The organism is Caulobacter sp. FV2ye17ST (genome assembly GCF_058680955.1).
Genome location: NZ_CM178727.1, coordinates 1,418,676 through 1,432,199, shown reverse-complemented (window position 1 = coordinate 1,432,199; position 13,524 = coordinate 1,418,676). Strand labels below are relative to the sequence as shown.

The 13,524-nt window shown below is 67.3% G+C and carries 15 protein-coding genes; 11 read left to right on the top strand and 4 right to left on the bottom strand.

The window, feature by feature from the left end:
• Window positions 1-8: 8 nt before the first annotated feature.
• Together ACW17V_RS06890 and ACW17V_RS06885 are read left to right on the top strand one after the other, a co-directional pair.
• Window positions 9-1,085 carry a sensor histidine kinase gene (locus ACW17V_RS06890; RefSeq protein WP_492108120.1) on the top strand — a complete coding sequence of 359 codons (1,077 nt, stop codon included), beginning with the start codon at window positions 9-11 and terminating at the stop codon, window positions 1,083-1,085.
• A gap of 80 nt (window positions 1,086-1,165) precedes the next feature.
• The gene (locus ACW17V_RS06885) at window positions 1,166-1,747 is read left to right on the top strand and encodes a carboxymuconolactone decarboxylase family protein (RefSeq protein ID WP_492108119.1); all 582 of its coding nucleotides are present in this window, start codon (window positions 1,166-1,168) and stop codon (window positions 1,745-1,747) included.
• A gap of 29 nt (window positions 1,748-1,776) precedes the next feature.
• On the opposite strand, the gene ACW17V_RS06880 is transcribed toward ACW17V_RS06885, so the two are convergent.
• Window positions 1,777-2,415, bottom strand: a complete 639-nt coding sequence (locus ACW17V_RS06880) for a glutathione S-transferase family protein (RefSeq protein ID WP_492108118.1) — start codon at window positions 2,413-2,415, stop codon at window positions 1,777-1,779.
• A gap of 162 nt (window positions 2,416-2,577) precedes the next feature.
• Between ACW17V_RS06880 and ACW17V_RS06875 the strand changes: the two genes are divergently transcribed.
• Genes ACW17V_RS06875 through ACW17V_RS06865 form a run of 3 tightly spaced genes read left to right on the top strand, consistent with a single transcriptional unit; the run spans window position 2,578 to window position 4,285 of the window.
• Window positions 2,578-3,165 (top strand): glutathione S-transferase family protein, encoded by a 588-nt coding sequence (locus ACW17V_RS06875; protein WP_492108117.1) that lies wholly within the window; start codon window positions 2,578-2,580, stop codon window positions 3,163-3,165.
• Entirely contained in the window at window positions 3,162-4,106 is a 945-nt protein-coding gene (locus tag ACW17V_RS06870) for a DUF6807 family protein (RefSeq protein ID WP_492108116.1), read from the top strand. Before ACW17V_RS06875 ends, ACW17V_RS06870 begins: the two co-directional genes overlap by 4 nt.
• Before the next feature lie 2 nt (window positions 4,107-4,108).
• Window positions 4,109-4,285 (top strand): DUF4169 family protein, encoded by a 177-nt coding sequence (locus ACW17V_RS06865; protein WP_492108115.1) that lies wholly within the window; start codon window positions 4,109-4,111, stop codon window positions 4,283-4,285.
• An 8-nt stretch (window positions 4,286-4,293) separates the two neighbouring features.
• Here ACW17V_RS06865 and ACW17V_RS06860 read toward each other — a convergent pair whose 3' ends face one another.
• Window positions 4,294-5,334, bottom strand: coding sequence for an alginate O-acetyltransferase AlgX-related protein (locus tag ACW17V_RS06860; protein ID WP_492108114.1), 1,041 nt, complete (start codon window positions 5,332-5,334; stop codon window positions 4,294-4,296).
• Between the two features lie 158 nt (window positions 5,335-5,492).
• On the opposite strand from ACW17V_RS06860, the gene ACW17V_RS06855 reads away from it, so the two are divergent.
• Complete coding sequence (locus ACW17V_RS06855; RefSeq protein ID WP_492108113.1) at window positions 5,493-5,741, top strand: ribbon-helix-helix domain-containing protein; 249 nt, start codon at window positions 5,493-5,495, stop codon at window positions 5,739-5,741.
• Here ACW17V_RS06855 and ACW17V_RS06850 read toward each other — a convergent pair.
• Together ACW17V_RS06850 and ACW17V_RS06845 are read right to left on the bottom strand one after the other, a co-directional pair.
• Window positions 5,702-5,914 (bottom strand): hypothetical protein, encoded by a 213-nt coding sequence (locus ACW17V_RS06850; protein ID WP_492108112.1) that lies wholly within the window; start codon window positions 5,912-5,914, stop codon window positions 5,702-5,704. The genes ACW17V_RS06855 and ACW17V_RS06850 overlap by 40 nt on opposite strands.
• Window positions 5,915-5,922: 8 nt before the next feature.
• Window positions 5,923-6,114 (bottom strand): hypothetical protein, encoded by a 192-nt coding sequence (locus ACW17V_RS06845; RefSeq protein WP_492108111.1) that lies wholly within the window; start codon window positions 6,112-6,114, stop codon window positions 5,923-5,925.
• Window positions 6,115-6,223: 109 nt separating this feature from the next.
• On the opposite strand from ACW17V_RS06845, the gene ACW17V_RS06840 reads away from it, so the two are divergent.
• The 5 genes from ACW17V_RS06840 (at window position 6,224) to ACW17V_RS06820 (ending at window position 13,520) form a co-directional block, all read left to right on the top strand.
• Window positions 6,224-8,611 (top strand): ATP-dependent helicase, encoded by a 2,388-nt coding sequence (locus tag ACW17V_RS06840; protein ID WP_492108110.1) that lies wholly within the window; start codon window positions 6,224-6,226, stop codon window positions 8,609-8,611.
• 1,186 nt (window positions 8,612-9,797) lie between these two features.
• Window positions 9,798-10,247 (top strand): hypothetical protein, encoded by a 450-nt coding sequence (locus ACW17V_RS06835; protein ID WP_492108109.1) that lies wholly within the window; start codon window positions 9,798-9,800, stop codon window positions 10,245-10,247.
• Window positions 10,248-10,296: 49 nt separating this feature from the next.
• Window positions 10,297-11,163 carry a 50S ribosomal protein L11 methyltransferase gene (locus ACW17V_RS06830; protein ID WP_492108108.1) on the top strand — a complete coding sequence of 289 codons (867 nt, stop codon included), beginning with the start codon at window positions 10,297-10,299 and terminating at the stop codon, window positions 11,161-11,163.
• 74 nt (window positions 11,164-11,237) lie between these two features.
• Window positions 11,238-11,666, top strand: a complete 429-nt coding sequence (locus ACW17V_RS06825; protein ID WP_492108107.1) for a hypothetical protein — start codon at window positions 11,238-11,240, stop codon at window positions 11,664-11,666.
• 42 nt (window positions 11,667-11,708) lie between these two features.
• Window positions 11,709-13,520, top strand: coding sequence for an aminopeptidase P family protein (locus tag ACW17V_RS06820; protein WP_492108106.1), 1,812 nt, complete (start codon window positions 11,709-11,711; stop codon window positions 13,518-13,520).
• Window positions 13,521-13,524 lie beyond the last annotated feature (4 nt).

The following is a 13,524-nucleotide window of genomic DNA, read 5'->3' as shown; positions in this document are numbered from 1 at the left end:
TCCCGCCGATGACCCGACAGATACCCGGCATTGAAGACGCCCAAACCCTTGCTCAGGCCATCGTCGATACGATCCATGAGCCTCTGTTGGTCTTGGACGAAAGCTTCACTGTTCTGGCGGCCAGCCGGTCATTCTACGAAATATTCCAGGTCGATCCGCAGCAGACCATCGGCTGCCTGCTCTATGCGCTGGGCGACGGCCAGTGGGATATCCCCGGGCTGAGACTCCTGCTCGAGACCATCATCCCCGAGCACACCGCCATGGACGGTTTCGAGGTCGAGCACGATTTTCCCGGCCTCGGCCGCCGCACTATGCTGCTGAACGCCCGCAACGTTCTCTACGCCACCAGTTCCAGCACCACGATCCTGCTGGCCTTCACCGATATCACGGCCCGGCGCCTGGTCGAACGGGAGAGACAGGATCTGCTGGAGCGCACAGAGGAGCTCCTTCGGCAAAAGCAGGTGCTGCTGCAGGAGATGCAGCATCGCGTGGCCAACAGCCTGCAGATCATCGCCAGCATCCTGATGCTCAAGGCCCGGGCCGTCACCTCAGAAGAAACCCGCTTCCATCTCAAGGACGCCCATCAGCGGGTGATCTCGGTCGCCGAGGTGCAGTCCCATCTGCACGCCTCAGGCGGCGTCGATCAGATCGAGGTCGGCCCCTACCTCACCAAGCTGTGCGCCAGCCTGGCCACCTCGATGGTCAGCCAGGACCAGCCCATCAGCCTGAAGGTCTTCGCCGACCATGGCCTCATCGGATCCGACAAGGCCGTGAGTATCGGCCTGATCGTCACCGAGCTGGTCATCAACGCCATCAAGTACGCCTTCCCCACCGCCCGGAAAGACGCCCTGATCAATGTCACGTTCTCGAGCCAGGCCAGCGACTGGGAACTGAGCGTGGTCGATAATGGCGTTGGCGCAGCCGCGAGCGCCCCATCCGTCAAGCATGGCGGCCTGGGCACGGTCATTGTTCAGGCCCTGGTCAAGCAGCTCGAAGGCGAGATGACGACGGACTCGACCGCCGGCATGCGCGTCTCGATCAAGCGAAGCTCTTTGCTTCCCCCCGCACTCGACGACGCGGCCTGAACGATCGTTTGACCCCGGCCTGCGGGTGAGGCGATGCTGACGCCGACGCGGCGCCAGACCGCGCGAGCGGGAGGCAAGCGATGCGGTTGAACGAGCCCAGGGTCCATCCCCTGTCCAGCGACAGGCTGACGCCTGAACAGGCCGAGATCCTGGCGCCGCTGGGCGGCGGCGGCGTGATCCCGGCCGGGCCCGTGCTGAACATCTTCCGCACCATGGCTCACGCCCCCAAGGCCCTGAAGGCCTTCTTGACCTGGGGCAACTACGTCCTTTCCAAGAAGAACGACCTGCCGGCGCGCGAGCGCGAGATCGTCATCCTGCGCACGGGCTATCTGTGCAAGAGCGGCTACGAGTGGACCCAGCACGTCGAGATCGGCCTGCGATGCGGCCTGACGTCCGACGAGATCATACGGCTCAAGGCCGGCCCCGACGCCGGCTGGAGCCCGGCCGACGCGGCGCTGATCCATGCGGCGGACGAGCTCAACGCCGACCACTTCATCAGTGACACGACCTGGGCCGCCCTGCTGTCCCACTTCAGCGTGAAGCAGGCGATGGATGTGGTCTTCACGGCCGGCCAGTACACCCAGGTCAGCATGATCCTGAACACCTTCGGGGTTCAGTTGGACCCCGGCCAAACCCTCGATCAGGACCTGCGCAAGGCCTGACCGCCCGATCAGCGATATCGGTCTCGGCTCTAGTCGTTGATCCAGTCGGTAAGGCCTTCGCGGTCATGGACCTCGCGCAGGGACGGCATGGCGCGCATCCGCTTCAGGTACTCAGCGATGTTGGGCCACGCCACGGCGGTCCTGGGCATGTTGCGCGACCAGCGCATCAGCATGGTCGCCAGAAAATCAGCGGCCGTCAGACTGTCGCCCAGCAGATGGGGGCCGCTAGCGGCCAACTGCGCGTCTATGCGATTCCAGGCGCCCTCGATCCTGGTCCGCGCGACCAGGCCGGCCGCCTCGCTCGCCTCGGCGGAGGCGGGTTCATCCGGATAGAACCAGGCGCGGAAGGCCGGCAGGAGGGTGTTGGCCAGATAGATCATCCACTGCAGATAGGCAGCGCGGTCTGACGAACCCGGCGCGGGCGAGAACGCGCCCAGGCTATGGCGCTCGGCCAGCAGCATCAGGATCGCCGTGCTCTCGCTCATCGGCGCGCCGTCGACGATCAGGGTGGGCACCACGCCGTCGGGATTGAGCGCCAGATATTCGGGCGTTTTTTGTTGCCTGGCTTCCGTGTCGATCAGCGCCAGTTCGAACGGGACGCCCAGTTCGATCAGCATCCAGTGGATCGCCAGGCTGGCCGCGCCAGGACTGTAGTAGAGCCGGTACATATCAGAATCCCTCGCCCTGTTCGGGCGAGGGATCGTTCACCTCGGATAGGGTGTCAACGCCCTTGGTGCTTCTCGAACGGGCGACGCTCCAGCCAGGTTTCCCGCCAGCTTGCCCAAGCGATCCGTTCCGGTTACGTTCGCGTCCAGATTGCGGAGAAATCGATGCTCACCCTGTTCCATGCCCCTCGCTCGCGCTCGACACGCTTCCTGTGGCTGCTGGAGGAACTGGGAGCGACCTACGAGATCAGGACCGTCGACATCTATCGCTCGGTGTCCGGCACGGGCGCGCGTGACCCGGCCAATCCCCATCCCCACGGTCAAGTGCCGGCCCTGCTCGACGACGGCGTGCTGATTACCGAGTCCGCCGCCATCGCGCTCTATCTGACCGACAAGTTCCCGGCCAACGGCCTGGGTCCGCAGGTGGGCTCCCCCTTGCGGGGCCCCTATCTCAGCTGGCTGGCCTACTATGCCGGCGTGCTCGAACCCGCGGTCGTCAATCTGTGGAAGCAGCGGCAGGACGACGAGGACAAGGCGACCTATCAGGCGCTGGACGATCGGTTGCGGACCACGCTGGAAAAGTCGCCCTGGCTGCTGGGCGACGACTTCTCGGCGGCCGACATGCTGTTTATCAGTTTGTTGCAGTTCGCCCGCCAGATGTTGCCGCCGCACGCGGTCTATGACGACTGGCTGGCGCGCGCCAACGCCCGCCCTGCCCTGGCGCGAGCCCTTGCCAAGGACGACAGCCAATGATCCGCTGCTCGCCCATCCTCGCCCTGGCCGGCCTGCTGGCCCTGTCGACGCCGGCGGCTGTGGCGCACGCCGACCCCGCGATCGGCGCCCGGGTCGACGCGGTGCTGGCGGACGATGCGGTCACCATCACCGAAGCCGGCAAGACCGTGCTGGTCTATCGGACCAAGCCGCTGGATCCGGCCACCGAGCCGGGCCGACTGAACTATGTGCACCCGCTGTACGCGCCGGACGGCACGGTCCTGACCGAGGACAAGCCTGCCGACCATCTCCATCAGCGCGGCGCCTTCTGGAGCTGGCACCAGGTGCTGGTGAACGGCAAGTCCGTCGCCGACGGCTGGTTCATGAAGGGATTGACCTTCCACGTGCGGGAAAAGCGCTTCAAGGGCGACGCCCAGGGCGGTGGAACCCTGACCGTCAATGCCGACTGGATCGTCACGTCCGGTCCCGAACTGGACTATGTGGCGCGGGAAACGACCAAGGTCAGGGTCTATCCGCTGAAGGACGGCGCGCGGCGCATCGACTTCGACACCCTGATCACCGCGCGGGTCGACGCCCTTGGCCTGGGCGGCAGCGACGACGCCAAGGGCTATGGCGGCTTTTCCTTGCGGCTGGTGCGCCCCGACAGACTGACCTTCGCTTCGGGCGGCAAGACCGTCACGCCGACCGATACGGCGCTTGAAGCGGGCGCCTCCATGGGCTTTGCCTGGCCCGCCGAGACCGGCTCTCCGGCCTGGACCGTGGGCCTGACCTGCAAGGCCAATGAGCAGCCGATCAAGCGCTGGATCCTGCGCAGATCGCTGTCGATGCAGAACTGCGTCTTCCCCGGCCGCGCGCCGTTCGTGCTCAAGAAGGACGAAACCCTGCGCCTCCGCGAGACCCTGATCATCCGGCCCGCCACGCCGGCCAAGGGACCGTCCGCGCCCAAGACCGAAAAGCCCTGACCATGGCCGAGATCCTCAATCTGAACCGGGCTCGCAAGGCCAAGGCTAAAGTCGAAGACAAGACCCGCGCTGCGGAGAACCGCGCAAAATTCGGTCGCGCCAAGGCCGACAAGGCTCTGGACGCCGCCCGCGCCGATAGGCTGCGCCGCGACCTGGACGGCGCCAAGCGCGAAGACTGAGCTGAGCCCTACGCCACTATGCGGTTGATCGCCTTGGAGCGCGGATAGGACGCCAGAAACCGTTCGGCGACGAAGTGCAGGATGACGTCTGGCTGCTCGCTGTCGATCAGATCACCGATCACGTCGCCATCATGCCAGACGAACACCGACCGCGAGAAATGATGCGCCAGCAGCTCCACGCTGAGGGTCGCGGTGGAATCGCGGAAGATCAGCGCGGTGGGCAGGCTCTTGTCATCCTGCTCCATGATCACGGTCTCGCGCCCGCCGCCGCCGGGCATGAACCCCTCCGGCGTGCGAACCTGCCGCGCCCGTTTGCGCGCCGCTGGCAGGGTATGGGAGATCACCAGTTCCAGCATGTTGCCGACCCGGGCCAGTGAGGCGTCGACCTCGAACGCGTCTTTCGCCGCCTCGGGCAGTTGGATCAGCACGTCGCCCTCCATGCCGGCAATGAAATGCTGCAGCTGGTTGAAGGTCAGAGGCTCTCCCACCGGCGCGCCGCGGGCCTGCAGCGCCAGGATCGCCTCGCGATAGAGGTGATAGGCGCCCGTCCAGTTGACGTGGGTGTCGCCCCGGAAGAACAGCACGCCCAGGCGCTTGAGGGCCTCGAAGCGGTCCGCCAGATAGTGCACGATATCGGGACGCATCCGCGCCATGGCCGTGGCCGGCCTGTCGTCAAAAGGCGGGATCCTATCAAGCCCGGCAGGCAGGTAGTCACGATAGACGATGCTTTTCTCGGGGCAGATGAGCATTTGGTAGTAGCGCCCCGACAGCCGCTCGGCGCGTTCGTCCAAGATCCTGCGGACGGCGGCCCGCTCGTCGTCCGACCAGCGCTTCAGGCCCAGCTGCCAGCTCAGGAAATCATTGGTGTCGTTGATCAGAAACACCCAGCCGCCGGCGGCCGCCAGACCCTTGGCCCCGTTCTGGATCGCCTTCAGGCCAGCAAGAATGTCGGACGGGGTCGCGACAGACTCTTGCGGCTGCGGCTGCGGCTGCGGCTGATGCGGCGTGGCGTCTTCAGCCGGCTTAGGGCGCCCAAACTGAAATCGCATGTTTCGTCACTCCCGAACGTCCAACGCTAGAGGTTGAGTCGTATAAGATCAATCAGCGGCCCGCAGTGTCGTCTGGCTCGCGCGCGGCTCACGGTCTACCGAAATAATGATATCGCGTCCTTCAGAGCAGGGGCCGCAACAGGAGGCTATCGGCCGGCATGAGCAGTCTCAAGAAGCGGTCGGTGAACCTGGCGGGCCACGCCACCTCGCTCGCGCTGGAGCCCGAGTTCTGGGCCGCACTGGAGCGCGCCGCGAACGACGATGCGCTGAGCCTGGCGGCGCTGATCCAGTCGATCGACACCGGCCGGGGCGAACGCCCGCTGGCCTCGGCGTGCCGGGTCTTCGCCCTGCGGCGCGCAGCCGCCCATCAACCGGGACGCGGCGAGGTCGGCAACGGCGACGGCTGAGGATTCGGCATCGACCGCGACGGCGCCGAGGGCGCGCGAAACTGCAGGTCGGACGGCACGGTGACCGCGCCGCCCAGACTCCAGGCCATCCACAGGGTCAGGGCCACCACGAACACGACCAGACCGGCCAGCCAGCCGCCGTAGCGGTCATGATTGGGGCGCGCGTGCTTCATGGCCGGTCTCAACTGCCCGGCGGCTTGGGCGCGTCCGGAAGCTGGGGCGCCGAGGCCGACACATTGACGTCGATCGACTTCTTCTGGGTGAAGCCGCCGGAATAGACGACGAAGGCGATGATCGCGACGATCACGACCAGTCCTCCGACGATGAACGCCAGACCGGCGTTGCCGCCGCTGTTGCTTGCGCCTTCGGCCATGTGAGCCTCCCGTGATTGATGTGTCGGATCAACGACCCCCGAGGCCGCAGGTTCCGCAATCGCCGCCTTGGGGGCTTAAGCCCGCCACGGTCTGTGCTACATATGTTCCATGTCTTCAGACTTCGACTCGACCTTTCCCGGCGACCTCCCCTCCCCGCGCATCTCCGACCTGGCCCGCCCCCGCGGCCCCGGCGGCGACCCCGGCTATCTGGAGGGGCTGAACCCCGAGCAGCGCGCGGCGGTCGAGACCACCGAGGGGCCTGTCCTGGTCCTGGCCGGGGCCGGCACCGGCAAGACCCGTGTTCTGACCACCCGCCTGGCCCACATCCTGTCGACCGGCCGCGCCCGTCCGTGGGAGCTGCTGGCCGTCACCTTCACCAACAAGGCCGCCCGCGAGATGCGCGAGCGGATCACCCACATCATCGGCGCCGAGGCCGAGGGCCTGCGCTGGCTGGGCACCTTCCACTCGGTGGCCGCCCAGATCCTGCGCCGCCACGCCGAACTGCTGGGCCTGAAGTCCAGCTACACCATCATCGACAACGACGATCAGGAACGGCTGCTCAAGCAGCTGATCGAGGCCGAAAACGTCGACGCCAAGCGCTGGACGCCCAAGATCCTGGCGGGGATGATCGACAACTGGAAGAACAAGGGCTGGACGCCAGACCGCGTGCCCCCGGCCGAGGGCGGCGAGTTCGCCAATGGCAAGGGCGTCACCCTGTATCGTCAGTACCAGGAGCGTCTGCGCATCCTGAACGCCTGCGATTTCGGCGACCTGCTGCTGCACAACATCACCCTGTTCACCAGCCACCCCGACGTGCTGGCCGACTACCAGACGCGCTTCAAATACGTGATGGTCGACGAGTACCAGGACACCAACATCGCCCAGTATCTGTGGCTGCGGCTGCTGGCCCAGGGCCGGCAGAACGTGTGCTGCGTGGGCGACGATGACCAGTCGATCTATGGCTGGCGCGGGGCCGAGGTCGACAACATCCTGCGGTTCGAGCGCGACTTCCCAGGCGCCAAGGTGGTTCGGCTGGAGCGAAATTATCGGTCCACGGAACATATCCTGGCCGCAGCCTCGGGTCTGATCACCGCCAACAAGGACCGGCTGGGCAAGACCCTGTGGACCGAGGCGATGGGCGGCGAGAAGGTCAAGGTCAGCGGCGTCTGGGACGGCGAGGCCGAAAGCCGGATGGTCGCCGACGAGATCGAGAAGGCCAAGCGGGCCGGCCGAAAGTACAGCCACATGGCCATTCTGGTCCGGGCCTCCTTCCAGATGCGCGCCTTCGAAGAGCGCTTCGTGATGCTGCAGATCCCCTACAAGGTGGTCGGCGGCCCGCGCTTCTTCGAACGGGCGGAAATCCGCGACGCCCACGCCTATCTGCGCCTGATCCAGTCGCCCGATGACGACCTGGCCTTCGAGCGCATCGTCAATACGCCCAAGCGCGGCATCGGCGACACCTCGGTGCAGAAGCTGCTGCATATCGCCCGGGCCGAGAGCCTGTCGGCGGTGGAGTCGGCCCGCGTCCTGGTCAGCAGCGACGAACTGCCGGCCCGCACCCGCACGGCGCTGAGCAATTTCCTGCGCGATCTGGATCGCTGGCGGGCTTTGGCCGCCACCACGCCGCACCAGCGGGTGCTGGAGGCGGTGCTGGAAGAGAGCGGCTATACCGACGCCCTGCGCCTCGACAAGGGCCCCACCAGCCAGACGCGGCTGGAAAACCTGAAAGAGCTCGTCCAGTCGATGAGCGCCTTCGACACCCTGGAAAGCTATCTGGAACACGTGTCGCTGGTCATGGACCTGGACAAGGGCGCCGGCGACGACGCGGTCTGGGTCATGACCCTGCACTCGGCCAAGGGCCTGGAGTTCCCACTGGTCTTCCTGCCCGGCTGGGAGGAAGGCGTCTTCCCCAGCCAGCGCAGCATGGACGACAAGGGGACCAAGGGCCTCGAGGAAGAACGGCGCCTGGCCTATGTGGGCATCACCCGGGCCCGCGAGGAGGCCCGGATCAGCTTCGTGGCCAACCGGCAGGTCTATGGCCGCTGGACCAGCCAGCTGCCCAGCCGCTTCGTCGACGAACTGCCCCTGGCCCATGTCGAGGCGGCGTCCGAAACCGGCTATTATGGCGGCGGTCCAGGCATGCAGCAGACGGCGGCCTCGCGCTGGGACGATACAGGCGCCAATGCGTCGTTCGGCGGTTCCGGCTATGCCAGCCCCGGCTGGAAACGCGCCCAGGACCGCATGGCCGGCGGCAATTCCTGGAGCAATCCCCGCACCGGCGGCTCGGGCGGGCGCTCGGCCCCAATCGAGGGCGAGGGCCGGCTGGTGGCCGTCTCCGCGCCGTCCAAGGCCAGCGCCTATCAGCGCGGCGACCGGGTGTTCCACGTCAAGTTCGGCTACGGCAAGGTCTCGGCCGTCGAGGGCAACAAGCTGTCGGTGGCCTTCGACAAGGCCGGCGACAAGAAGGTCATCGACAGCTTCGTCGAGAAGGCGTGACACCGTCTTCTCCTCTGCTCCCTTCCCGTCGGCGGATGGGGGAAGGGTTGGGGATGGGGGTGAAAGACTGTCGGGGTGCGGCTCGGCCTGTGTGAAATCGTCCGGCGGTGTCACCCCCATCCCCGCCCTTCCCCCATCGATGGGGAAGGGAGAAGACACGGCTTCTCAGCCTCACGCGGCATCAGCCACTGAGCTAGTCGGGGAGGCGCGAAGCGGCCGGGGCGACCCCGGATGACCGTGATGTGTTTTGTGCGTTTCGGCTCGACCTGTCCGCTTCGCAGAAGCTGTTCTTGCGTGAGGATTGGGCCAAGCGAGCGTCTTTCAGCTCTGATACCCAAGAGCCCCCGTACGGGCGCGCATCCCGTCGATCGGCTAACCGTCTCGACGCCGACGATGCGCGATAGGCGGGTTTACGATCCCTCGCCCTCTTCGACCCGCGCTCACCCGGCCGACGAGCCACTCAGCGTTTGGTCCGTCCTTCTGAGACAGCCCGCACACCTCGACCCGCCTTCCAGGGCGTCGCGGCCCCGCTCAGCTCCATCCCCATCGCCGCTTTGGGCCGGTACCACGCGCCCTCCCCTTGCGACGGGGACAGCTATGATTATGCGGGAGGTTTGAGCTCCGAGGATTGGCGCGATCAACTATTTTACAGTGCGTTGATTGGGCTGGAGTTTGTTTCGGAAAGTACGGGGATAAACTGCGCGCTATCCCCATTCCCCACCCCTCTCCCAGAGGGAGAGGGAGGGACCCACGCTTGCGTGGGAGGGTGAGGGGTTACACCGTCAGCCGTCCTGGCGCCCGAAGGCCCTGCCCTGTCCGGAAGGGCTACGCAAACCCCTCATCCTCCCACGCCTGCGGCGCGGGGCCCTCCTTCTCCCTCTGGGAGAAGGTTTCAATCCGGCGTCCCGCCCCGCCTTCGCGCCGAAGGGAGCCATCCTTAAATCTCACGGCGAGACGATCGCCGGACGGGCGGGAATATCTGCTTCCGACCCATTGCGGACCTTTTGAATCCCTCTCTCATAGAGAGAGAGGGGTTCCGAGGGCCGATAGCCACCCTCCTCGGCCAGTCGAAAGGACCACTCTTTCGACGGTGACAACGGCCGAAGCCCAGCCCCAACCAACACACGCCCGACAGGATTTCTCGCCTCCCCATCGAACGGAACCGCGCGCCAGACGCTATCGGTGCATGGACATCGATCTGACGCCCCTGAAGACCTTCGCCGCCTCGCGGCCGGTGCTGTATGGCGCACCGCTGGCGGCTGTGCTGGGCGTGGTTCTGGGACTGGTGTTTCAGGTCGGCTCCCAGACCGAAGCCTTGGTCGAGAGCCGCCCGATCAACCGCGCCGCACTGGAAGACGCCGCCCTGCCGATCTCATGGCCGGCGGGCAAGGTTCCGGACTATGTGATCGGGACCGATTTCCTGGCGGAGGCCAGGCCCCGCGAGATCCACCAGCCGCGCTACGAGGTCGAGGCAGTCTATCCAGCTTCCGACGACGCCCCGGCCGAGCCCGAGCCGCCGACGGTGATCGCCGCCCGCCCCGCGCGCGAGGAGACCCGCTGGGCGTCCACCCAGGGCGACATCATGGACATTCGCCTGCCCGAGGATGAGCCCGCCCGGCCGACTTTGCTGAACTAGGCGACCTCAAAGGCTCGCCTTTCGGCTCCGGGATCGGTACTGGAGCGGCATGACCGACTATACGCCCCAACAGATCGTCGCCCGCGGCGCCCGCGCCGACGCCGAAGCCGCCGCCGACGCCATCGATATGGACGCCGCGCTGGAAGGCGCGACCTACTCGATCCTGGAAGAGGACGAGGACAAGAACATCTGGCGGATCGACGCCTTCCCCACCACCCAGGACGAGTCCGACGGCCTGGCGCGCGTGCTGGCCGGCTTCAAGGTCAAGGTGACCACCGAGGTCCTGGCCGACGCAGACTGGCTGGCCATGGCGCTGTCGGGCCTGCCGCCGGTCAAGGCCGGGCGCTTCTTCGTCTATGGCATGCACGATCGCGGCCGCCTGCCGGCCAGCACCGTCAATCTGCGCATCGAGGCCGGCGCGGCCTTCGGCACCGGCCACCACGGCACCACCGTCGGCTGCCTGCAGGCCTATGACCGCCTGATCAAGGCCCGCAAGTTCAAGAAGGTGCTGGACGTCGGCGCCGGTACGGGCCTGCTGGCCATCGCCGCCGCCCGCACGGGCAGCAAGCTGGCCGTCGGCACCGATATCGACCGGCCCAGCGTGCGGATCGCCCGCGAGAACGCCAAGGTCAACCAGGCCAACGCCAAGTTCGTCCACGCCTCGGGCCTGGGCGACCGGCTGGTAGCCGACAACGCCCCCTATGACCTGGTGTTCGCCAACATCCTGGCCCGGCCGCTGATCAGCCTGGCCCAGGACATCAAGCGCGCCCTGGTCCCCGGCGGCACGGTGATCCTGTCGGGCCTGCTGCGCACCCAGGAGCGAATGGTCAAGGCCGCCTATCTGTCGCGCGGCTTCAAGGTGGTCACCCGCATCCATCGCGACGCGTGGGCGACGCTGGTCCTGCAGCGTCCCTGACCGGCGCCGCCGGAACCGGCGGACCAACGGCGACGTTTCCTAAGCCAAGACTTCCCGGCTCAAGGAACAGCCCGATGACCTATGTCGATCCCCAGATTCCGCCGACCGAACGCGTGGTCGAGGTCCGCCGCGAAAGCAACACCACCGGCTGGACAGTGGCCGGCATCGTCGCGGTGGTCGCGGTGATCGCCGTGGCCTTCATGCTGACCCAGCGCCCGGCCGACACCAGCCAGGACCAGCTGCTTCAGGCCCAGGAACAGGGTCGCGCCGCCGGCGTGATCGAAGGCGCCCAGTCCAGCGTGGCCACCAGCGCCCAGCAGGCCCAGTTCGCCGCCGAAAACGCCGCGCGCAACGCCGGCGCCGCGGCTGACGAGGCCCGCCGCGAGACCGAAAGGTCCGCCGCCAACGCCAGCCAGGCCGCCCAGGACGCCGCCGACCGTGTCGCGGCCACCGGCGACACCGCGCCATCGGTCGACGCGCCGGCCGCCGCTTCGCCGCAATAATCATCCTCTTCCCAGGCTCGGGTCGGGGGATTACATCGGGGCATGCGTCAGACCTTCGATGAATCCACCGACCCGTCCTTCGGGCCCCGTCACGTTCCCCTGATCCGCGCGGCCATGGCCCGCCAGGGTCTGGACGGCTTCCTCGTGCCGCACGAGGACGAGCACCAGAACGAATATCTGCCCGCCGCCAATGACCGCCTGGCCTGGGCCAGTGGCTTCACCGGCTCGGCGGGCGCCGGCGTGATCATGAGCGACCGCGCCGCCGTGTTCGTCGACGGCCGCTACACCCTTCAGGTCCGCGAGCAGGTCGATCAGGGCGTGTTCGAGATCCGCGACCTCGTCGAGGGCGGCGTCCCCGCCTATCTTGAGACCGCCAAGGCCGGCGCGGTCATCGGCTACGACGCGCGTCTGCACAGCCCCCAGGCCCTGGACAGCCTCAAGGCCGCCGCCGCCCGGGCCGGCGCCGCGCTGAAGCCCGTCGCCGTCAATCCGCTGGACGAAGCCTGGGGCGACCAGCGTCCCGCGCAGCCGGCCGCGCCCATCGCGCCCCATCCCGTTCAGTATGCGGGCGAGGACTCCGCCTCCAAGCGCGGCCGCGTGGGCGCCGGCCTGGCCGGCCTGGGCGCCGACGCCGCCGTGATCACTGCTCCGGCCTCGATCGCCTGGCTGTTCAATGTGCGCGGCGGCGACGTGATCCGCTCGCCCCTGCCGCTGTCGCAGGCCATCGTAAACGCCGACGGCACGGCCCGCCTGTTCATCGATCCGGCCAAGGTCACCGAGGACCTGCCGGCCTGGCTGGGCAACCAGGTGTCACTGGAAACGCCGGACGCCCTGGACGCCGCCCTGGCGGAGCTGGCCGGCAAGGCGGTTCTCGTCGATCCCGGCCAGTCCTCGGCCTGGTACTTCGACACCCTGACCGCCGCCGGCGCCAGGGTGGTGCGCGGCATGGATCCCTGCACGATGCCGCGGGCCTGCAAGAACGCCGTCGAGATCGACGGCACGCGCGAGGCGCACCGCCGGGACGGCGCCGCCCTGACCCGCTTCCTGCACTGGCTGGCCACCGAGGGTCAGATCAATCCACCGGACGAGAAGGAAGCCGTCGCTAAGCTGGAAGGCTTCCGCGAAGCCACCGGGGTGCTGAAGGACCTGTCGTTCGACACCATCGGCGCCGCCAACGGCCACGGCGCCCTGCCCCACTATCGTCCGACCGAGCGCAGCAACCAGCGCGCCGCGATGGGCTCACTGCTGCTGGTCGACAGCGGCGGCCAGTATCTGGACGGCACCACCGACGTCACCCGCACGGTGGCGATCGGCGAGCCCTCGGCCGAGATGATCCAGCGCAACACCCTGGTGCTGAAGGGCCATCTGGCCATCGCTCGCCTGCGCTTCCCGGCGGGCACCACCGGCTCGGCCATCGACGCCTTCGCCCGCGCCGCCCTGTGGGCCCACGGCCTGGACTATGACCACGGCACCGGCCACGGGGTCGGCGTCTATCTGGGCGTCCACGAAGGCCCGCAGCGGATCTCCAAGGCGCCCAACACCATCGCCCTGCAGCCCGGCATGATCGTCTCCAACGAACCGGGCTTCTACAAGGACGGCGAATACGGCATCCGCATCGAGAATCTGGAAGTGGTGATGCCGGCCGAAGACATCGCCGGCGGCGAACGCCCGATGCACCGCTTCGAGGCCCTGACCCTGGCCCCCATCGACCGCCGCCTGATCGACAAGGCCCTGCTGTCGACCGAAGAGGTCGCCCAGTTCGACGCCTATCACGCGCGGGTGCTGAAGGAGATCGGCCCCCGGGTCAACGCCGAGGTTCGGGCCTGGATGGAAGAGGCCTGCGCGCCGCTTTAGCTTT

Bases quoted from the DNA above. Each gene is read 5' to 3' on its own strand.
- ACW17V_RS06840 (WP_492108110.1), top strand. From the start codon at position 6,224: ATGTCTTCAGACTTCGACTCGACCTTTCCCGGCGACCTCCCCTCCCCG.
- ACW17V_RS06890 (WP_492108120.1), top strand. From the start codon at position 9: ATGACCCGACAGATACCCGGCATTGAAGACGCCCAAACCCTTGCTCAG.
- ACW17V_RS06865 (WP_492108115.1), top strand. From the start codon at position 4,109: ATGGCCGAGATCCTCAATCTGAACCGGGCTCGCAAGGCCAAGGCTAAA.
- ACW17V_RS06880 (WP_492108118.1), bottom strand. From the start codon at position 2,415: ATGTACCGGCTCTACTACAGTCCTGGCGCGGCCAGCCTGGCGATCCAC.
- ACW17V_RS06825 (WP_492108107.1), top strand. From the start codon at position 11,238: ATGACCTATGTCGATCCCCAGATTCCGCCGACCGAACGCGTGGTCGAG.
- ACW17V_RS06835 (WP_492108109.1), top strand. From the start codon at position 9,798: ATGGACATCGATCTGACGCCCCTGAAGACCTTCGCCGCCTCGCGGCCG.
- ACW17V_RS06860 (WP_492108114.1), bottom strand. From the start codon at position 5,334: ATGCGATTTCAGTTTGGGCGCCCTAAGCCGGCTGAAGACGCCACGCCG.
- ACW17V_RS06855 (WP_492108113.1), top strand. From the start codon at position 5,493: ATGAGCAGTCTCAAGAAGCGGTCGGTGAACCTGGCGGGCCACGCCACC.
- ACW17V_RS06875 (WP_492108117.1), top strand. From the start codon at position 2,578: ATGCTCACCCTGTTCCATGCCCCTCGCTCGCGCTCGACACGCTTCCTG.
- ACW17V_RS06820 (WP_492108106.1), top strand. From the start codon at position 11,709: ATGCGTCAGACCTTCGATGAATCCACCGACCCGTCCTTCGGGCCCCGT.
- ACW17V_RS06885 (WP_492108119.1), top strand. From the start codon at position 1,166: ATGCGGTTGAACGAGCCCAGGGTCCATCCCCTGTCCAGCGACAGGCTG.
- ACW17V_RS06830 (WP_492108108.1), top strand. From the start codon at position 10,297: ATGACCGACTATACGCCCCAACAGATCGTCGCCCGCGGCGCCCGCGCC.
- ACW17V_RS06850 (WP_492108112.1), bottom strand. From the start codon at position 5,914: ATGAAGCACGCGCGCCCCAATCATGACCGCTACGGCGGCTGGCTGGCC.
- ACW17V_RS06870 (WP_492108116.1), top strand. From the start codon at position 3,162: ATGATCCGCTGCTCGCCCATCCTCGCCCTGGCCGGCCTGCTGGCCCTG.
- ACW17V_RS06845 (WP_492108111.1), bottom strand. From the start codon at position 6,114: ATGGCCGAAGGCGCAAGCAACAGCGGCGGCAACGCCGGTCTGGCGTTC.